14 protein-coding genes and 2 pseudogenes are annotated in these 19,127 nt (G+C 58.7%); 6 read left to right on the top strand and 10 right to left on the bottom strand.

The genetic code is table 11. The features are described from left to right. Positions 1-44: 44 nt before the first annotated feature. Both LMTR13_RS12830 and LMTR13_RS12820 read right to left on the bottom strand, forming a co-directional pair. Positions 45-761, bottom strand: coding sequence for a PRC-barrel domain-containing protein (locus tag LMTR13_RS12830; protein WP_065728195.1), 717 nt, complete (start codon positions 759-761; stop codon positions 45-47). Positions 762-1,204: 443 nt separating this feature from the next. Then, positions 1,205-2,002 (bottom strand): Crp/Fnr family transcriptional regulator, encoded by a 798-nt coding sequence (locus tag LMTR13_RS12820; RefSeq protein ID WP_065728193.1) that lies wholly within the window; start codon positions 2,000-2,002, stop codon positions 1,205-1,207. A 216-nt stretch (positions 2,003-2,218) separates the two neighbouring features. Here LMTR13_RS12820 and LMTR13_RS12815 point away from each other — a divergent pair, with 216 nt between their 5' ends. Continuing rightward, positions 2,219-4,255, top strand: a complete 2,037-nt coding sequence (locus LMTR13_RS12815; protein WP_065728192.1) for a sensor histidine kinase — start codon at positions 2,219-2,221, stop codon at positions 4,253-4,255. Position 4,256: 1 nt separating this feature from the next. Beyond that, entirely contained in the window at positions 4,257-4,907 is a 651-nt protein-coding gene (locus LMTR13_RS12810; protein ID WP_065728191.1) for a response regulator, read from the top strand. 72 nt (positions 4,908-4,979) lie between these two features. Here the strand turns inward: LMTR13_RS12810 and LMTR13_RS39195 are convergent, their stop codons facing one another. Beyond that, the gene (locus tag LMTR13_RS39195; RefSeq protein WP_156795601.1) at positions 4,980-5,387 is read right to left on the bottom strand and encodes an SPW repeat domain-containing protein; all 408 of its coding nucleotides are present in this window, start codon (positions 5,385-5,387) and stop codon (positions 4,980-4,982) included. A gap of 947 nt (positions 5,388-6,334) precedes the next feature. Here LMTR13_RS39195 and LMTR13_RS40700 point away from each other — a divergent pair. The 3 genes and pseudogenes from LMTR13_RS40700 to LMTR13_RS12790 form a co-directional block, all read left to right on the top strand. Continuing rightward, positions 6,335-6,421: pseudogene (locus LMTR13_RS40700) on the top strand (BA14K family protein); the annotation flags it as partial. Between the two features lie 589 nt (positions 6,422-7,010). After that, a complete protein-coding gene (locus LMTR13_RS39185) occupies positions 7,011-7,502 on the top strand; it encodes a PRC-barrel domain-containing protein (protein WP_083219014.1) in 492 nt (163 codons plus the stop codon). A 668-nt stretch (positions 7,503-8,170) separates the two neighbouring features. Next, positions 8,171-8,707, top strand: coding sequence for a LabA-like NYN domain-containing protein (locus tag LMTR13_RS12790; protein ID WP_065728189.1), 537 nt, complete (start codon positions 8,171-8,173; stop codon positions 8,705-8,707). Positions 8,708-9,125: 418 nt separating this feature from the next. Here LMTR13_RS12790 and LMTR13_RS12785 read toward each other — a convergent pair whose 3' ends face one another. The 7 genes and pseudogenes from LMTR13_RS12785 to LMTR13_RS12760 all read right to left on the bottom strand — a co-directional run bounded on the left by LMTR13_RS12785 (position 9,126) and on the right by LMTR13_RS12760 (position 16,210). Beyond that, positions 9,126-9,755 carry a DUF3306 domain-containing protein gene (locus LMTR13_RS12785; RefSeq protein WP_083219013.1) on the bottom strand — a complete coding sequence of 210 codons (630 nt, stop codon included), beginning with the start codon at positions 9,753-9,755 and terminating at the stop codon, positions 9,126-9,128. Further along, on the bottom strand, positions 9,718-10,167 hold the full coding sequence (locus LMTR13_RS39180) for a DUF3305 domain-containing protein (protein WP_083219012.1): 450 nt from the start codon (positions 10,165-10,167) through the stop codon (positions 9,718-9,720). The genes LMTR13_RS12785 and LMTR13_RS39180 overlap by 38 nt, the downstream gene beginning before the upstream one ends. A gap of 122 nt (positions 10,168-10,289) precedes the next feature. Next, a complete protein-coding gene (locus tag LMTR13_RS40695) occupies positions 10,290-10,457 on the bottom strand; it encodes a hypothetical protein (RefSeq protein ID WP_156795600.1) in 168 nt (55 codons plus the stop codon). Positions 10,458-10,470: 13 nt separating this feature from the next. Beyond that, complete coding sequence (locus tag LMTR13_RS12775; protein ID WP_065728186.1) at positions 10,471-11,703, bottom strand: formate dehydrogenase subunit gamma; 1,233 nt, start codon at positions 11,701-11,703, stop codon at positions 10,471-10,473. Between the two features lie 93 nt (positions 11,704-11,796). After that, a pseudogene (gene fdh3B / locus LMTR13_RS12770) lies at positions 11,797-12,372 on the bottom strand (formate dehydrogenase FDH3 subunit beta); the annotation flags it as partial. 3 nt (positions 12,373-12,375) lie between these two features. Continuing rightward, complete coding sequence (locus tag LMTR13_RS12765; RefSeq protein WP_083219010.1) at positions 12,376-15,558, bottom strand: formate dehydrogenase subunit alpha; 3,183 nt, start codon at positions 15,556-15,558, stop codon at positions 12,376-12,378. Positions 15,559-15,853: 295 nt separating this feature from the next. Next, positions 15,854-16,210 (bottom strand): hypothetical protein, encoded by a 357-nt coding sequence (locus LMTR13_RS12760; RefSeq protein WP_156795599.1) that lies wholly within the window; start codon positions 16,208-16,210, stop codon positions 15,854-15,856. 1,756 nt (positions 16,211-17,966) lie between these two features. Here LMTR13_RS12760 and LMTR13_RS12755 point away from each other — a divergent pair. After that, complete coding sequence (locus tag LMTR13_RS12755) at positions 17,967-19,121, top strand: efflux RND transporter periplasmic adaptor subunit (RefSeq protein WP_335622081.1); 1,155 nt, start codon at positions 17,967-17,969, stop codon at positions 19,119-19,121. The last annotated feature ends 6 nt before the right edge of the window (positions 19,122-19,127 follow it).

Here is a 19,127-nt window from a genome sequence, read left to right as displayed (position 1 = left end):
GCAACGTGTCAAGGCGCTCGCCTGCGTCCTGAATTGGACTCGCACTAGCCGGCGCCCCGGTCCTCGAATCTCTTCGAGTCAACCTGCAGCCCGGCACGATCCGCCTGTTCCGCCGTTACGAACGGCAGGCCGTAGTAGCTCGCGCTTGGACTCCATCGTCCAGTACGGCCGGGATACGGAAAGGCGAGCGTACCTCCGCCCTGGGCCGCATCTCGCGCGATGAGCACCGCAAGCATCCGGCCATGCTGCGAGAAGACCACATCCTTGACCAGACCATAGCCCGCTCCGGTTTGCAGCCGCGCGTAATCTCCAAGCACTTTCGTTACAAGGAAATCTTCGACGTGCGGCTTATTCTCGTCGGGCTCGCCAAGCGGTAAGGGAAACAGTCCATATTGCCGCGATCTGACGTCCGTCAGATCTGCAATCAGTGCGCCTCCACGCACCGGCTTGACCACGTCCTCCCATGGGAGCCGAAAAACAAACTCTGGCGTGATACCGATGCCAGCCTCCTCCGCGATGAGCGCTCTCACCTGGCCATTATCAGCAACGACTATGTTGCGTACCCTACCGAGATACTCGCCTTTCTTCGAAAAGATGTGGCTTCCGAGGATCTGGGAACTGCGCCATCCTGCATACAGCGTTTGCTCCGACGGCAGCTGCTGCTCCGTCTTCTGATCGGTATCTGCTCCTGCGCCGGAGCAAAGTCCTAGTGCGACTACCGCGGCTAACATCCAGCATGCAAATGATCGGTATCCTGTCATTTTCTCGTTCCTTCACGCTTGATGCCCTCACGAGAACTTGCGGCTTGCTCGCAACTTTTCGCTTCTACCGCGAGCTACGGCCCCGATGAGACCGGTAAAGCCGTCGGCCCACCCTACGCATTCGGAGCTAGCTACCATCCAGTTCTTCCTCATGTTGTTCCTGCAGGGCCAGTGCCTCACAGGCCTTAGCCGGTAGTCGGTTTGCTTGGCGCCAGGCCGCGTCACGAGTTCGGCCGGAAAGACATCGCTGGTCCCATGCGCGTCGCGGCCGGCCATGAGTGCGCCTGCCAGTTGACGTCGAACCTTTCCATTTGACGCTCCTTTGCGTCTGCTTTGATGCGCACCAGGCTTCGATACTTCTTTGGTTTGTCACTGGTTCAGGCCTGAAGGCGCGGTACACTGCGATCTACAGCGAACTGACCTGCGCGCACCTCCATCGCAGCTCACCGAGTGACCGCATCGATCATTTGACCTGTTTGGCAGGCCTTCGCGGGAACACGCAGCAGGCGATAGCAGCTGCATGAAGCGCTCGCCAATCCCTCCCTGTCCAGTATCGAGATGCTTCCGCGCTCTCTGTGGATCAGCCCTGCTTCTTCCATTCTTCCCATTTCGGTCGTGACGCCGGCGCGGCGAACCGCAATAGCCCGACTCAATACGTCGTGGGTCAAAGGGATGTGACTCACCTGCAGCAGGTCGCTCGTAACCAGCAACCATCTTGCGAGTCGTTCGCGCAGCGAGTGCTTTGTGTTGCACGCAAGCAGCTGAGAGCTTTGGATGAGCGCTGAATGAACATAGGCAAGCAACGCGCGACGGAGCTCGGGCAAGGCTTCCTGAACTGCGGCGAGTTCATCTGAGTTGATGCGCAGAGCATTGCCCGGCACCTGAACAATGCACCGATGTGGCGATATTCTGGCTCCTAGGACAATGGGAATGCCGATAAAATCGCCAACCCCCAACGTACCTACTTCAACGTGAGCGCGATCGGCGCCGGCACGTGCGAATAATGACACAGCCCCACCTTCCAGAAAGTAGGCAAAGGGCAGCAGGACGTTCCGTTCGGCTAGGATCTGACTCCTGGCCAGCGTAACGTGCTCAGACCGCGCCAGTATTTCGGAGCGACACTGCTCGGAAAGTTGCCGCAGGATGCCATTGGCCACATACGATGAAACAGCCTTGTCTTCGATCGGCGCGACCGCACGATTTGTCGAAGTCGTTTCCGTCATTCCTTCTGAAAGTAGCATAGCGTTCTCCGTGACCGCGCCTGCCCTCCCGCGCGAGTCTGAGCATGGTTAGTGAGGGCCTGGAAGTCGGGGTCCAGACCCACACCGTCGGGATTTTCCCTACAGCCGAGCGGAACTTTCCGACAGCCAAACAGCCTTCCTTGATGATCCTTTGAGCGATATGAGTCGTAACGGTTACTGCACGGTTACTGCGTCGCAGGCTCAGGAAGAATCGCCATGGCTCTATCGACCTCAAGCATGGCAGGCCGGTCACTGATCCTGCTGGTGATGGCTGCTGCTATTCCCGTACTTTTGTTTGGAGGCTGGGTTGCCTTCCTGAATGCGCGGCAAGATCGCAATGCCGCGCGACTGGCCGCCTTCGAGGCCCTCGACCGTGTTGCCAGCCGCGTTACTGCAGAACTCGCCACTCAGGTCGAACTGGCGGAAGCGCTGGCTGCTTCCGCTTCGCTGGATCAACCTGATCTGGAGATGTTTTACCGCGAGGCTAAGCGGCTCAAGGATGCGCATCCGCTCTGGGAAACGATCGAACTCGTCGATACCGAGGGCCGGCAGGTTCTCAATCTCCTTCGGCCGATGGGGACCCAACTGGGAGCAACGGCCGACCGGGAGAATTTCAACAAGGTGGTGCAGACGCAAAAGGCTGCAATCGGCGGCATTGGCCCGCTGGGTCCTATTTCCGGAAAGCGACTTGTCGCCTTGCGGGCTCCCGTCAAGCGGGATGAACGGATCACCTTTGTCCTGACGATCGCTCTCGTTCCTGATGCTGTAAGTCAGATCCTCCGCAGCGCTGGTGCGCCAAAAGGCTGGGTTGGCCTGGTCGCCGATGCCAAGGGGAATATCGTTGCGCGGACGATCAAGGAGGAGTTCGAGCTTGGACGGCCAGCCAGTGAATCGGTTCGGGGAGCCATTCAGCGTGGCTCCGAGGGAGCATACGTCGGCCGCACACTGGAAGGCGTCGAAGTCGACGCAGTGTATCGCTCGCTTCCTGGAACGGGCGGATGGTCTGTTCATCTCGGACTGCCGACCGAATCCCTGAATGCACCAGTACGAAGGTCACAATATCTGTTGGCGGGTGGCGGCGCCGTCAGCATTGCACTCGCAGTCGCCCTAGCCTGGCTCACCAGTATTGACCTGGCGCAACGGCGTCGTGCGCAGGAAGCGCAAGCGGCTATCGCGTTGGGTCTAAGTGAGGAGCGTCGCAAGTTCGCCATCGAGGCTGCAGAATTGGGCGTCTTCAACTGGAACTTGAAGAGCGGAGAGGTGCTTGTTTCGCATCGTGCGCAAGACCTTCTGAACCTTCCGGCCCGACTTGGCGAGAGCTGGGATCGCGTCTATCCCCATGAGCTGTTCCTTGCTGGCATCCATCCGTCGGACAGGGACCTTGTGGCCAAGGCATTGAAGGGTAGCGTGCATGAGACGCCAACAGTCATCGAGTTCCGTACGCGAGACGTCGACCATAATGTCCGCTGGCGTCGGGTGACGGGGCGTCCCTCGCAGGTCAATCCCGACATGCACGACATCGTTTTTGGCGTTGTCATGGATATCGATGCGGCCAAGCAAGCCGAAATTGAGCGCATCAAGTTGCTGCGCCGGCTTTCGGTCGCCGAGGAGAACGAACGACGCCGGATTGCCCGCGAGCTTCATGATCAAATCGGACAGAGCGTGACAGGATTACTGCTAGGGCTCAAGAACCTCGAGCACAGCATTGGACCAGGCGTGGATCGTGGTCGCGCGGATCGCGTTCTCTGGCTCCAAACTCTGGCTAACGGAATCGGACGTGACCTTCATCGGGTCGCGACGGACCTGCGACCGACGGCTCTCGACGACCTTGGACTTCACGACGCGGTAAAGGCGCTCTGCTCGGAATGGAGCCGCCGATTCCACATTAAAGTGGACCTTCAGATCCTCGGACCCCCTAATCCCGTCCCCTTGGACATCGAGATAGCGGTCTATCGTGCAATCCAGGAGGCGTTGACCAACATTCTCAAGCACGCGAAGGCGCAAAACGTCAGCGTCGTAATCGATCAACGACTCCACGAATTGCGCGCTGTGGTCGAGGACGATGGCGTCGGATTTTCTCCCGAAGGGGCCGCACCGTCCGAAAACGAAAGGAAAGCCTCTGGCAGACTAGGCCTTTCTGGAATGCGCGAGCGATTGAACTTGATTGGCGGTATGATCGCCATAGAATCAGAGCCGGGCGTTGGCACAACGCTGTTCATATCGATCCCCCTGGGCTCGGGAAGGGAAGCCTGACATGAGCTCCATCAGAGTCATGCTCGCTGACGATCATCCTGTTGTGCTTGCAGGAATGAAGGCGCTGCTTGACGCTGTCGGAGACATCACGGTGGTTGGCGAGGCTACGACAGGTCCTGGCGCCCTCGAGGTTTTCCGCGAAGCTGATCCTGACATCGCCGTGCTGGACATCTCATTGCCCGAGATCAATGGCCTCAAACTCGCCGAGATCGCTGCGATCGACTTTCCCAAGATCAAGGTTCTTGCGCTGACGGTTCACGAGGACCGCGCCTATGTGCAGCCGATGATGAGGGCCGGTGCCCGCGGATATCTGTTGAAGCGATCCGCCGCTGAGGAACTTGTCAGAGCGATCAGAGCGATCGCCAGCGGCGGGCTTTACCTGGACCCCACGATAGCGGAGATGGTCGTTCCACAACCGCCTGATCAAGCGACCGGAAGACCTCAATTGGCGGAACTCAGTCAACGTGAAACGGAGGTCTTGCAGATGATCTCGCGCGGCCTGAGCAACAAGGAGATCAGCGGACGTCTCGATGTCAGCGTCAAGACTGTAGAGACTCACAAAGCGAGAGCCCTTGAGAAGCTTGGGCTTCGTACACGAGCCGAAATCGTTCGCTATGGTGTCGCGCACCGCTGGCTGGACGATCTGCAATGAGGCTCTGAACTCGCCGACTCTGGACAGCGCACTTCCTCGGAAATCCAGGAATTCCTCGTTGGCACGACGTGGTCAGCCAAACTTGGAATCTCGGCTCAACATACGCGACCACAGCCCAAGCCTCGTCATCGCCAGGAGAAGCGAGAGCGCTCCCGCGCAAAGGTGAGCGGCCATTGCTAAGCCACCGAAGTTGAAAATCCAGGGTGACGCGAGCGCACCGACCGCGACGATCAGAATCAGCCACTCCTCCCAAACTTCGAAAGCATACAACGCGGAGAATGAGAGGATGCCGATGAAGGTTCCACTTACGCCCGCACTTTGAGACGGCACGTTCGGCGTAGGCGCGCCAAATCCCAACAGCCATGGTGACAAGAACAATCCAACACCGACGAGCAGATTGGATGCATCGCAAACCTTGTTAACGAAATCATGCCGGCCTTTCGCGTCTTGCTTCGTCGCATCCGCTTCCAGCGTCGCCATTTCAAATGTCTCCTTACCTGCACGTCGGCTTGGCGCCCCCGTTCTCCGCAGGGCGTTCTCTTCAGTTTCCTTGCTGCTGGTGCGGAGCTCCGCTACTTTCCCAGAGAGGCATGACCAGCGAATCTCCGCACAATCGACCGTCATGCGCGGTCCCTAACCGCTGACTTCACCGCCGATCACGTCGCCGAACAGCTCCCAGCGCTCGCCTTTGAACCTCATAAGTTGCATCTTCTGAATGTGCGCAAAATCATCGGGGCCCGTGTGCACCGGTACTCGTCGCTGATAGCAAGGCCGCAACCGCCGCCACCGCTATGGCTTTAATTGACGATCTATGTATTAGCTTGTCTCCCTCGTGCCGTACCTGTCCTGCATCTGCTCTCCCTGATCAGGATTCATCGAATATGCACCTGCTCCAGCAGCAGTTTCAGTCGGGTCAATTCTGGCGAAGGTCGGGAAATTCCTGACGCTGGACAAAGGCCGATCACACGCTGTTGGTCATCAATCGCGGAGCGACACCTCCCGCCGCCGGTGAGAAGAGTGGGCACAATGCAACTCCAAGAATGGGAGTGCGCGTACACCTTCGCACCGTCCCTATTCGCAACCTCTTTTGTATCGCGGGATTAGTAAATTCTCAGGAATCCGATGAGAGACTTACATAGGATTGAAGCACACCTTGACCGCACTAGTCGTCGTCGCTCTTGCGTCGGCACCGTATGCGAGACGCGGGGCTGCAGCTCCAGCCGCAACCAGCAAACCGGCCGCAAGTTCTTCATCGATCATCACCGTTGGATGGCGCGGTCGTGGCTGGCACCACGCTGGCGTCATCACGATTGGCGACATGGCCATCGCGGCCACTTTGGCTGGGGCCCGGCTATCGGAGATTTCGCCGCCGGCGTGCTATCGGCAGCGCGATTGCCAACAGCCGCGCTTAGGCGCGGGAGTATGACGCCTATTGTTCGCAACGGTTCAAATCGTACGATCCGCAGTCCGGAACCTATCTCGGTTACGACGGACAGCGTCATCCTTGTCCCTGAGGACGCGCAGGAGAAGTGCGCTAGATAGCGCAGCCCGTCCGTTCCGCAAGGCTCAGAATGGCGGCGCCGTCAAGTCCTCTCGTGGCAACAGCCCGTCGCTTGCGGATTCGGTCTTTAACTTTTCTTTTCATCCGGATTCGGATTTGGGCTAGGACGCGGCGGCGGTTGCGTGGGGTCTCGCTGTCCGGGTTTCTCAGGCTTTTGACCTTGGTCCTTGCCGTGCATCGTTCGACTCCCTTTCGCAGTTGACCATAACTTGCTTGACGATAACTCTTGAGAGCGAGCCTGGATCCGATCTGGCCGCCTGTTCCGGGCTGCCCGCCTGAACCGCTCAGAGTCGCTTTAGGAAGAACCCGCGTCGCGTCGATTGCAGACGCATCGCATAGTTCGTTTCCAGCGCGATAGCCGCTCGGAAACTGTACGGCGCTGTACCACGCAATCTAGCAAATCAATCATTTTGCGCGCATTTTGGTGCATCGGTATGCCAGCGCCAACTGCAGCGTGGCTGAAAATAAGCAGATGACTGCGCTGACAACACCGAAGCTTCACTTCGACTGTATCAGTCACAAAGAAGAGTTGAGGTAGACCGATGACTATGAACAGAAACATCATCATTGCCACGGCTGTCCTTGCTGCCGCTTCTTCAACAGCTTTTGCGCAGACCAGCAGCACTCCAGAAAGGCTGCCGACTAGTCAGACCCATAGAAACCCGGCAGATTACGGGGCAGTTGGTAAAAATCAGCTCAATCCTACGAACGACGTAAGCAACGCCGTCGGCGCATTCACGGCGATATCAACGAAAGACCGCTTGAGTTCGAGGATTGTCGGACTCGAAGTGCGCAACACAGCGGACGACGCCATCGCCACCATCGAGGATATTGCGTTCAACGAGAACGGAATCGACGGCTACATCCTTTCGGTCGGCGGGTTCTTAGGCATCGCCGGCCGCTACGTCGCGGTGCATTCTTCCTCGATCGATCTCACCTACGATCGAGCCAACAATCAATGGCGCGCCACGATGAATGCTAGCGCCGAGCAGTTGAAGGCAGCGCCAGAATTCAAGTATCCAAGCAACACCTGACATGATCGCGAGCACCGGCAGTGGTCGCACAAACGAACCGGCGGTCTCTGCATTCCGATAGCGATGCTTGTGCAAAGCCGATGTCACAAAGGTTCGCACATGTTTCAAATCAGATCGGCAGCCGACTGGATCGCACTCGCCCTCGGGGTCGTGATGATTTCGGTCGGCGCGATCTTCTGCGTTGCCGGCGTGTGGCACATGCCGCTCTATTATCTCCCCTCCGGCGTCGGACTGAGCGTCTCGGGTCTACTTATATGCAGACGGCGAGTTGAGGGCGCTTGGGTATACTTGCTCGCGTTCCTCCTCATCACAGTCGGAGGGTGGTGGCAGGTAGGCTCAAATGGATCCGCCTTCATTCTTCGCATCGCTGTCCCTGCTACGATACTCGTCCTTGTTCTCACGATTACTCCAAAGCTGAGAGAGTATCGGCACGACTTCGAAGTACCAGCGACCATTTCCGCGGGCCTGCTATTGTTGGTGGGGGTGGCGCTCATCATGTTCGGCCCGTCAAGCCCGACCTCGGTCATTTCCCGGCAAACACCGCCGTCCGCGACGAGGATGGAGGAACCGTCCGTTTGGAACGATATCCATTGGCCTGCCTACGACCGATCACGGCGCGCAGGCTGATTCTCCTACAACCCAGGGGGACCCGGATTCAAGGAATTGAAATGACCGATCGAGTTGCGCTCTTCATTGACTTCGCCAATCTGCAATATGCGGCAGAAAATCTTGGCTTCGAGATTGATTACAAGAAGCTTCTTCATGAGTTTTCAAAATCGGACACCCTCGTCCGCGCGTACTTCTACACGACCTTCAGGGAAGGAGAATTCGACGCCGTTCGGCCACTAGCTAATTGGCTTGATTACAACGGCTTCACGGTTAGGACGAAATCTATCAAAGAGTACCGAAATCATGAAGGCCGCAGGCGGACGGCGCGCAGTATCGGCATCGAGCTCGCGATCGATGCATTGGAGATTGGCCGCCGCGTGGACCACATCTTCCTTTTTTCCGGCGATGGTGACTTTCGGCGGCTGGTGGAAGGAGTTCAACGATTGGGTGCAAAGGTCAGCGTCGTGTCGAGTATTCGGACGAAGCCGCCGATGCTCGCCGACGATCTGCGCAGACAGGCCGATAGTTTTATCGATCTGTTTGCAATTAAGAACTCGATTAGCCGGCCACTGCAATCGCGCGAACGCGACCCTTGAACTCTGCAGAAGGCCTGCCGGCTGAGAATGCGGCAAGTACCGTAGTGCTACGGCCCGGTGTCTAACCCGGTCAACTCCTGTTTGAGGGCAGTATCCTCAATTCGACGTTGCGGTGCCACAAGTGGCAGTGGGGCTGGTCGCTATGATACAGCGGCAGAATACCCCATGATAATGCTCGAACCGTAAACTCCAGATCGTCTTGCCGGTCCGGGGCGAAGGAAATTTCAGATCGTAGCCATTGTGAGCCGGGGACTGCTCGATCAGCACCCGCGCTTCTGCTTTTGCCACTCGTTAATGACCTGCCGCCTTCAGGCCCGCAAAGCCGATGCAGATTGGTTCGCCCTGCAGCCGGATTCATTCCCGACCGTTGCAATCGCGGTGCGAACGCGTGCACACGGGGCGCTCGAGGGAGTTGCGCTTACTGCCTCATACCGGCTGATCGGGACTTCTTTGCGCCGCTTTCGGCAGCGTGGGTATCTTGGTCGCACCCTTGATCTCGTGGAGGCTCCATTTCGCCTAACCGTTCGGCAACAAGCGCCTCGCTCGTCTGCCTTGACGATTCAGGGATGGCATTCGGAACGCTGTTCGTTAGTTCCGATAACATGTCCCAGGCTTGGAAAGCGGTTTGCACTACCGGCACAGCCTTGGCGCCGTCGGTGAAATCCTCGCCGTACTCAACCAGGCCGTCTTGCCAAGCGAATACCGGATCAAGCGTCCAAAGCTTTCGCAGGGCGGCGCGGCGCAGCAGAGGATCTACACCGTCACGTAGAAACACGGTGAAATCGGCGGCGATGTCGAGCTGTTCGGGATCAGGCAGGTCAGATGGCGTTCCGGGTGCGGGCCTGGCAGCAGGTGTCGGTTCGACCGCGTGCGAACCTGTTCCGATCGTCCCTGAGGGGTCATCGGAAGCTTCATCGAGCATGCGCTCGCCACGTCGAGCTCCGGCCTTACGGCGCGACCATCGCGTCAGGATGCCTTCACGATGATCCTCGAGTTCAAGCCCGCCGCGACTATTGTCGCTGCCGCTTGATGAAAGGTTGTTCGACATGGTGATCCCTTACGAACTGCTCGATCAAGGGAACGAAAAGGTCAGGCATCGGAACTGGCTCCATGACGTCCTCGCCACCCTCAAGATGAAGCTCAGCCTCGTATCGTGCCGCAGTTACCAGCACCGGTCGTACGTCATGTGGCTCGTCCGAGTTTGCGTTGTGCCGCAAGACCACAAACACCGATGGATTGGCATCGGCCAGATTTTCCCGATATGCTTCCGCGTCTCCCGCATGCAATTCCAGTGCGAGAGGTCCGGCATAATAGCGACTGGACCGACCTTCAGCGCGCAGGAGCTGCCATTGTTGGCTCGTCCATCCGCCGGGAACAACAGCGACCGGACGCCAAAGAACACCGCCCCAAGGCCCATCCTGCTCTCTGCACTCGATCACAATGCCAAGCTCTACTACCAACGGTGAAGCCCTTGTTCATCGATTGAGGTTGTGCCCAAAGCGAAGTTTCAAAACGCTGTGGGATTCACAGCCCATTTGTAGAGAAGTTAACAACACAGGGTCGGCAAGGCTCCCATCGAACATTACTTGTGCACGTCAAGTCGACCGTCCGTCGGTGTGGTGTAATCGAGCGGGAGCGTGTAGCGCGTGTAGAACGCCTGCGACGTGCTTTTGTCGAAGGCGTTGAGAGCTACCACATTGCCAACCGCCACCACGACCGCCACCGCGAGTCCGACGAGAAACGCCGCCATGATCTAATTCCCTTCATTCGGCCGGGAGCTGCGAGGCCGGCCGAGTCTCTGCACGCCCGGCCCTGTCCTCTTTTACCAGCTCTTCGAGCCAGAGACTGTGGTGCTCGTCTGCCCAATTGCGGTCTACACGGCCGTTCCACATGGCGTCGAAGGCGCCTTCCATCCCGATCGTGCCGATGTAGATGTGGCCCAGGATCAAGCCGACCATCAGCAAAGCGAGCAGCGCGTGGCCGAGCAGCGTCCATTGCAGCCATTGGATGTCGGTCCAGAAGAATGGAAACATCAGTGTGAGGCCGCTCAGGGACAGTAGCAGCCCTCCGATGACGACTCCCCAGAACACTAGTTTCTGACCGGCATTGAACCGACGGGCGGGCGGATTGTTTCCGGAATTGCTCAGAAAGCCGCCGAAGCGGCGCATCCAATGCAGGTCCAACCGGCTCGGCAGGTTCTGCCGCAACCAAATCACCGCCATCACACAAATTCCAAGAAAGAAGGGCGCCGCGAACGCAATGTGAAGGTAGAGGCTAGCTCTGGCGACCGAACCATAGGCTAAAGAACCGATAAGTGGCTGCAGGAGCGTCCAGCCGTAGATCAGGATGAGGCCGGTGAGCGCAAGAACAACGAAGCTCGATGCCGTGAGCCAGTGGTTGGCGCGTTCCAATCCGCTGAACCGCTCAACTTCGCGTCCACTGAAACCGTGCACCAACGGAATCCGTCCGCGCACCAGCAAGAACAAGCTAATTGCAAGCGCAATGCCGAAGATGATCCAGCCGCCAGCATATGAGGTCGTGCTCTCATGAAGCCGTCGAAAATCCCGGCCCTGGGGCTGCATGAAAACGTTGTCTCGCGCAGCGGGGAGCGATGAGGTACCTGCAATGTATCCGCGGTCGATCAGCACCGGCCAGTCGTTGTCGCGCGCGGCAAGCCATTCCCGCGTCAGGGTTTGATTCGCACTTGGTGGCGTCTCGCCGTTACGTGGCATCTGCGCGCCCGAAATCGCCTGGCCTGTCGTAAAACGGCCCTCGGGAGATGGTCCAGACTCTGTGCGCCAACGCTGCAGTTGCGTGCGTTCGGCGAGCGCCCGGCGAGCCTGCGGACCAGTCGGCAGCGTATCGGCCGCGGCGCCATTGATGACGCCGTTCGTCGGCACCACCATCGGATCAGGATGGGTGAAGGTGCTGATACCCACCCAGATGAGAAGCGCCGCAAACAGCAGACTGCAAATCGCTGCCGCTATCCGAACCATGGCGTTCTCCTATCGAGCCGCCGCAGCGGAGCCTGTAGTTGTCGATTCCGTCTTCTGAGCGACGTCTGCGCCGTCCTGGGCACGGCTGCCGTAGTAGGCGGTCGCCCAGCCCCAGGCGCCGCTGCCGTAGCCGCGCTTGATAACGCGCTCCATGTAGATCTCGCGGATGATCTCGCCATCTCCAGCCAGCAACGCACGCGTGGAGCACATCTCCGCACAGATCGGCAGTTTTCCCTCGGCGATTCGATTGCGCCCGTATTTTTCGAACTCAGCATCAGAATGGTCGGCTTCCGGGCCGCCGGCACAGTACGTACATTTGTCCATCCTGCCGCGGCTGCCGAACATCGTCGCCTGGGGAAACTGCGGCGCACCGAAGGGGCAGGCGTAGTAGCAGTAACCACAACCGATGCAGATGTCCTTGTCATGTAGGACGACGCCGATTTCGGTCTGATAGATGCACTTGACGGGGCATACCGCAATGCACGGCGCATCAGTGCAGTGCATGCAGGCTACCGAAATGGATTTCTCATCAGGCCTGCCGTCATTGATGGTGACCAGGCGTCGCCGGTTCATTCCCCACGGCACCTCATGTTCATTCTTGCAAGCCGTCGTGCAGGCGTTGCATTCGATGCAGCGTTCTGCATCCAACAGAAATTTCATTCGTACCATCTTCTAAGCCCTTTCGACTCGACAAAGGGTTCCTTTTGCCTCTTGCATGAAGGTTACGACGTCATATCCGTAGGTGCCGGCAGTGTTCGCGGATTCCCCGACCACCCAGGGCGCGGCTCCCTCGGGATATCTGTCGGCGATGCTCTCGCCCATCCAGTAACCGCCAAAGTGAAACGGCAGGAATACCGTGCCGGGTCCGACCCGCTCCGTTACCATCGCGACCACCTTGATGCGGCCGCCGCTAGGACTGTGAATCCAGACCAGATCCTTGTCCCTCACGCCCTTGGAACGGGCATCATGAGGATTGATCTCGACAAACATTTCCTGCTGCAGCTCGGCCAACCATTTGTTAGCCCGCGTCTCGTCCCCTCCGCCCTCATACTCCACGAGCCGCCCGGTTGTGAGGATCATCGGGAATTCCCGGGTGAAATCGTGCTCCTGAATGCTGCGGTACAGCACCGGGAGGCGGTAATCGCGGCGGTCGTTATAGGTAGGATAGTCCTTGACGAGGTCACGCCGCGGCGTATGGAGCGGCTCCCGGTGAACGGGCACCGCATCGGGAAAATTCCAGACGAGCGCGCGTGCCTTGCCGTTGCCGAACGGGGCAAGACCGTTAGCAATGGCGACGCGCTGAATGCCGCCGGAGAGGTCAGTCTTCCAGTTGACCTTGAGGACCTTGTCTCGGGGATTTTTGCCGTCCCGAATGGGCTGTTGGTCTCTTCCTGCACCTGGGCTGCCGAACTCGGCTTCACCAAGATCCTTATCCTGCCGCGCGTGCATGCCACTCTTGGCCCCCTGGGGACCCTCGGCAACATAGGCGCGTATGGCCTCTCGCGCTCGTGTCGAGATATTCGGGAACTGATTGGAGTTCGAGGCCGAGGGAATCTGCGGATTGCTGGTGATTGCGCCACCTTCCGCGGCCTCCATTTGCCCGAGCAGCTGGCGTGCGCGTTCTTCCGTGATTTTCGACAGTGACGGATCGTAACCGTCGATTGCAATCGCAGCGATGATCACCTTCTCTCGCGCCGAGAGCTGCGATACATAGCCCAGCTTCTCCAACACGGCGACAGTCATTTCCGGATAGCCATCCTGTATGGCCGATCCTTTCGTGTAGGTGCCTTCAGCCAGCAGCGTCGTGCCGTTATGCTCGACGCCCCAGCGGGCGCGGAACGGCAGTCCGCCTTTCGCCACGGACTTTGATTCATCGTAGAGGATGGGCGTGCCCGGATGGCGAATGTCGGCTGTGCCCCAGCATGGCCAGGGCATCCCGTAGTACTCACCTTCCACGGGTGCACTCATGCCGAGCGACGTGCGCGTGTCGAACTTGTCCTGGTGCTGCATGTGCAGCTTGAGGCGTTCCGGTGATTGTCCGGAATAGCCGACGGTCCACATACCCTGATTGAACTCACGCGTGATGTCCTCGGCGAGGGGTTGATTTCCTTCCATCGAAATGTGCTTGAAGAGTTGGTCGACAAAACCAAGCTTCCTTGCCAGCAGATGCGTGATCTCGTAGTCGGTCTTGGATTCGAAAACAGGATCGACAACCTTCTCACGCCATTGAAGTGCCCTTTGCGAGTTCGTGACGGATCCGGCGCACTCCATCGTGCTCGCAGCCGGCAACAGGAACACGCCATCACGCCGCTCCGACAGCACGGCCGAGAGTGTCGGCACTGGATCGATGACGACCATGAGATCCAGCTGCTCCATGCCCTTTTTGAGATCGGGCAACCGGGTCTGCGAGTTCGGCGCGTGGCCCCAGTAAACCATTGCCCTGATCTTGTTGGGTTGATCGACGTTCTCCTTGTTCTCGATCACCCCGTCGAACCAGCGCGATACCGGGATACCCTTCTGCTCCATAAGCTCCTTGCTGGCGAAACGGCCCTTCAACCATTCGTAGTCGACGTCCCAAACACGTGCCCAATGCCGCCAAGCGCCTTCGGCGAGACCGTAATAGCCTGGCAGATCATGGCAGAGCAGGCCGAGATCCGTCGCGCCCTGTACGTTGTCGTGGCCGCGGAAGATGTTGGTGCCGCCGCCGGGAACGCCCATGTTTCCGAGCGCCATTTGCACAAGGGTCGCGGCGCGCGTCTTGTTGTTGCCGATGTGCGATTGAGTGAGCCCCATACACCAGATCAGCGTTCCAGGCCGATTTTCTGCCATGGTGCGGGCGACCCGCAGCACTTGCTCCCCGGGTACTCCCGTGACGCGCTCCGTCTCCACCGGGTTCCATTTCTTGACTTCCTTTCGAACTGCATCCATTCCGTAGACGCGCGATTTGATGAAATCCTTGTCTTCCCAACCATTCTCGAAAATGTGCCAAAGCACGCCGTACATGAATGCCACGTCGGTTCCGGTGCGCAGCCGAACGTACTCGTTCGCGTGGCGTGCCGTGCGGGTAAAGCGCGGATCGATGACGATGAGCTTCGCGCCGTCCTCCTTCGCCTTGAGCAAATGAAGCATGGAGACCGGATGGGCTTCAGCTGGATTGCCGCCGATCAGGAAAATGGAGCGGCTGTTCTGGATGTCGTTGAAGCTGTTTGTCATCGCCCCATAGCCGAACACGTTGGCAACGCCGGCAACGGTCGTCGAGTGACAAATGCGCGCTTGATGATCGACGTTGTTGCTGCCCCAGAAGGCAGCGAACTTCCGCATCAGGTAGGCTTGCTCGTTGCTGAACTTGGCGGATCCAAGCCAGTAAGCTGAATCGGGACCGGACTGTTCGCGGATCTGCAGAAGCTTGTCGCCGATTTCATTTATCGCCTGATCCCAGCTGATGCGCTCCCACTTTCCGTTGACGAGTTTCGTCGGGTACTTCAGCCGCCGCTCGCCGATCACCAGCTCTCGCGTCGCCGCCCCTTTGGCGCAATGGGTACCCATGTTGATGGGGCTTTCGAAGGTCGGCTCCTGGCCGATCCAGACACCGTTTTTGACCTCGGCCCAAATCGAGCAACCCACCGCACAGAACGGGCAAACCGTCTTCTTGAGTTCGAACCCGCCGCCGGTCGGCGCGGCCTGTGCCTTTGCCCTGCGGACGAAGGCTGGTTGTATGGTGCCTGCCAGCGCGAGCGTTCCGGTGGTGAGCCCCGAACGACGAAGAAAGTCCCGCCGGGATACACCACCAGGCACACCAGCGGGGACGGCCAACCTTTGTGCCCGTTTCCGCTCGGAATCTGCTCTGCGCAACATTACTCTTCCCCTTGGCTCTCAGAACCGCATTCGTCGATAGGCTTGGCGGATGTGTTCCGTTTCCCGATAGGTCACTGATCGACGATCGGACGAGGGCTCTGCGTTCGGCACGCCTTCAACCAAAGGCAACGTCGCGGAGGCGCTAGCCGCGATCGCCCCTACGAGGAGTCCGCGGCGCCCTCGATCCATTGTATTTGGATCGCCTTTGTGCGTGTCAGTCTGCGAGCATGCCTTGCCAAGGCTTTCGCGACCTGCCGTTTGATCGTTGTTGGACATCTTCAAGGTTCTCGCATCTTCATGGCGTATTCGTGCCTCGCATGGGCGATTTCTCGTAATCCCACATCTCCCGAATTTCGAAGGTCACCATCCGGCAAGCGTCGAAACGGCCATCTTCCCCGAGAATGCGCGCCGCCTCGCGAAGATGTTCATACTTGCGCAAGCGACTGGTCGCCTCTTCCGTTCCGGCGTTCGCGCTGGATTTGCGGTATTGCTCGAACTGAGGATCCAACGCCGCGAGGTCCTGCCGGCACAGTTCACCATCTCGCTCCGCCTGCCGCGTGGAATTGTTGGGTTGCGTCTGCGCGTCGACATGCGTCATTAGCAGGAGGCAGGCACTCGCGATCACGAAGCAATATCGGACGGACTGGTACATGTTCGATCCTCCGACGAGGTGGCGAGACCCAGCCCGTCAGCGGCATAGCCGGTCCCTGATTTTCTCAGGCGATCACGATCTCAACCTATGCACGTTGAGATCGTTCCGAGATCGTTCCTAGTTTTTATTGGCCGTTACCGTACCAACCGGACGCCCGATGAGCCAGTCGATTGAAGCCGTTTTTTCCCGGACCTCTTGCATCCTCCCGGGCGTGGCGAGAAATATAATCGCTCCCGAGGATTCGGATGCCAGCGGCAGCGCTGCCGATCAGCCAGGAAAGTTGAGCAGGACGAGTCATGTCAGGATCGCGCGGCGCGACGGCCGCAGCCGCCGTGATATCTCGTCAATCCCTGTTGTCCCACCTCGCCTTTGCCAGGTAACGCAGCTCGGCCGCCGCTGGCCATTGTGTGAGAAATCAGGACAGCGCTTTGTTGGTCCGCTGGCGTACTGACGGTGCGTGACCATGCGTCGGATTGAAATAACGTGAAGAGGTGACGGCCCCGCTGGAGAAGCAACTTGAAATCGGGGAGTATCGAATTCAGCTGGCGCACAATGACCTACCTTACTCGTAGCCAATCCGAGACTGGAGCGGTTGCTGGAGGTGGCTAGCCAACTGGCATCCCAACGAAATTCATCCTCGAGATCGCACCCGATGGTTTGCGCTGCGGGTGCAAGGTGATATGGCGAATGGACGATTTGATCGGCGTCAGATTCCAATAAGCTATTAGCTGGCGCCCCGGGTGCCAGCTCTGAGCTGGCGATCAAGCGTGGCTACTTGCGATGCGCGAATTCATGCTGGGCCTGGACGACAAGATCGCCGCGGCTGCATCATGTAAACAGGGGCCGCGAGATCGTAGAACAGCGAAGGAAACGCATGGCCTATGGCGTAGCCAATCTTTAATGCGTACAGCTCGTTGGGACCTTTGAGCAGTCGCTCACAAGGGAGGCCACCTGCAGGCCCCCTCTGCAGCCGGGCGCGAGCAATTTTCTCGAGCTCGAGAACCGCTCAGTCAATGTCGAATACGCAACAATTCTGCTAACTAACTGCAAATTGTGTGGAGGAGCGTAACATGAACCCGTTCGTGATCCCAATTTCTGGCGTAAGCGCGCCGCGTAGACCCGTGCCAAGATGGGCAGTCGCTATGATCGCGATTCGAGGGTGGACCTTCTCAGGGTTGCTGAGGAGTATGACCGGATAGCGGAGAGCGCCGAACGCTGGCAGAAAACGGAAGAAGAAGCCACGGAAGCAGCCCTCCCACATGGGCACGATCACTTTAGCACGTAGGCCTATTAGTGACCGCGAGAGAAACGCGGCAAAGTGTCGAAAGCGCCACCGGCTCATTTGCGATCGACCGTAAGAGCGGCGAGAACCGCCCGCGACCAGACCGTTCCTTGCTCTTTGTACCGGTCTGTACCGGCGAACGCCGAATGGAATAGCCGATCAGCGCACGAGACCACCCCTTTCCTCAACCGTCTTTCTACTCTCTCCCAAAAGGCGAGAAATGTGATTGCTCCCGAGGATCGACACGGCTACGGCAGCGTTGCCGGTCCAGTAAGCAAGTAAGACGGCTCATGTCCGCATCCCGCAGCGCAGCGCGACTGAAACTATTTTGTCGCCACGGCGTATTTGCCGGGGATCTGCACGATCTTGCGGGCCGGTTCATCGTCGGAGTCCTCGTGTCGTGGAGCTTTCCGGTGCGCCGACATCATCTCGTGAAGGACAGGATCAGATCCGAGAGAATTCGCTCGACATCGTGTGGAACTTCAGTTCGGTCGTGCAGACATGATTAAACGAATGTTGATCATGCTGGTGGCCGTGGGCATCGTTTTTGCCGCGGTGTTCGGCTTTCAAGCCTTCAAGCAGCGAATGATCGAAAAGGCTATTGCTGCCCTGCAAAATCCGCCGCAGTCGGTCTCGACCACCGTCGCCCATTTCGAAGACTGGCGAAGCACGCTGAACGCCGTCGGCAGCGTCCGCGCAATCAACGGTACCGACGTCAGTCCTCAGGCTTCCGGGACTGTATCAGCTCTGCACTTTCGGTCCGGGACCAACGTCAAGAAGGGTGACCTTCTCGTCGAACTTACCGCGGACGCGGATATTGCCCGCCTCAATGCGTTGAAAGCGACGGCCCGGCTGGCCCAGCTGACGTATGAACGTCACTCCTCGCTGAGTACCAATGCGGTCACGCAGCAGACGCTGGATTCGGATCAGGCGACGCTGAAGAACGCCGAGGCCCAGGTTGCCGAACAGCAGGCCCTGCTCGATTACAAATCCGTCCGCGCCCCGTTCTCCGGGCGCCTTGGCATTCGCCGCGTGGATCTCGGACAATATATTGCGGCCGGCACGCCGATCGTGACGCTGCAGCAGCTCGATCCGATCCACGTGGATTTCCACCTTCCCCAACAATCGCTTGCGAACATCAGCGTGGGCCAGACCGTCGATGTCACGACCGACGCTTATCCGGACGCTTCCTTTGACGGAAAGATATCCTCGATCAACTCGGAGGTGGACACCGAAACACGCACCGTGCTGGTTCGCGCCACCGTCGGCAACGCCTCAGAACGGCTGCTGCCCGGCATGTTTGTCAACGTCACCATCGAAACGGGAGAACCCAAGCGCTACGTCACGTTACCCAGGACTGCGATCTCCTACAACTCGTACGGAGACATCGTGTATCTGGTCGAGAAGCACGAGCAGGGAAAGGCAGGCGAGGTTGACGGCGTTGCCAGGCAGACCTTCGTCAAGACCGGACCCATCCGCGGCAACGAGGTCGCCCTCCTCGACGGTGTCGAAAGCGGCGATACTGTCGTCACGGCCGGACAAATGAAGCTTCGTCATGGCTCACCGGTCAAGATCAACAACGAGGTGCAGCTTCCTGACGAACGGAATCCGAAACTGACCGAGGAATAGCGGGTC

The organism is Bradyrhizobium icense (assembly GCF_001693385.1).
Classification (GTDB): Bacteria; Pseudomonadota; Alphaproteobacteria; order Rhizobiales; family Xanthobacteraceae; genus Bradyrhizobium; species Bradyrhizobium icense.
The sequence above is the reverse complement of the archived record's forward strand: the minus strand, read 5'-3'. Positions and strand labels throughout refer to the sequence as shown.

What these genes read in the sequence shown, in the direction of transcription:
- LMTR13_RS12820 (WP_065728193.1), bottom strand. Translation starts at nt 2,002, where the DNA reads ATGCTACTTTCAGAAGGAATGACGGAAACGACTTCGACAAATCGTGCG.
- LMTR13_RS12765 (WP_083219010.1), bottom strand. Translation starts at nt 15,558, where the DNA reads ATGTTGCGCAGAGCAGATTCCGAGCGGAAACGGGCACAAAGGTTGGCC.
- LMTR13_RS12830 (WP_065728195.1), bottom strand. Translation starts at nt 761, where the DNA reads ATGACAGGATACCGATCATTTGCATGCTGGATGTTAGCCGCGGTAGTC.
- LMTR13_RS12760 (WP_156795599.1), bottom strand. Translation starts at nt 16,210, where the DNA reads ATGTACCAGTCCGTCCGATATTGCTTCGTGATCGCGAGTGCCTGCCTC.
- LMTR13_RS40695 (WP_156795600.1), bottom strand. Translation starts at nt 10,457, where the DNA reads ATGGCGGCGTTTCTCGTCGGACTCGCGGTGGCGGTCGTGGTGGCGGTT.
- LMTR13_RS39195 (WP_156795601.1), bottom strand. Translation starts at nt 5,387, where the DNA reads ATGGCGACGCTGGAAGCGGATGCGACGAAGCAAGACGCGAAAGGCCGG.
- LMTR13_RS12810 (WP_065728191.1), top strand. Translation starts at nt 4,257, where the DNA reads ATGAGCTCCATCAGAGTCATGCTCGCTGACGATCATCCTGTTGTGCTT.
- LMTR13_RS39185 (WP_083219014.1), top strand. Translation starts at nt 7,011, where the DNA reads ATGACTATGAACAGAAACATCATCATTGCCACGGCTGTCCTTGCTGCC.
- LMTR13_RS12790 (WP_065728189.1), top strand. Translation starts at nt 8,171, where the DNA reads ATGACCGATCGAGTTGCGCTCTTCATTGACTTCGCCAATCTGCAATAT.
- LMTR13_RS12775 (WP_065728186.1), bottom strand. Translation starts at nt 11,703, where the DNA reads ATGGTTCGGATAGCGGCAGCGATTTGCAGTCTGCTGTTTGCGGCGCTT.
- LMTR13_RS12785 (WP_083219013.1), bottom strand. Translation starts at nt 9,755, where the DNA reads ATGTCGAACAACCTTTCATCAAGCGGCAGCGACAATAGTCGCGGCGGG.
- LMTR13_RS12815 (WP_065728192.1), top strand. Translation starts at nt 2,219, where the DNA reads ATGGCTCTATCGACCTCAAGCATGGCAGGCCGGTCACTGATCCTGCTG.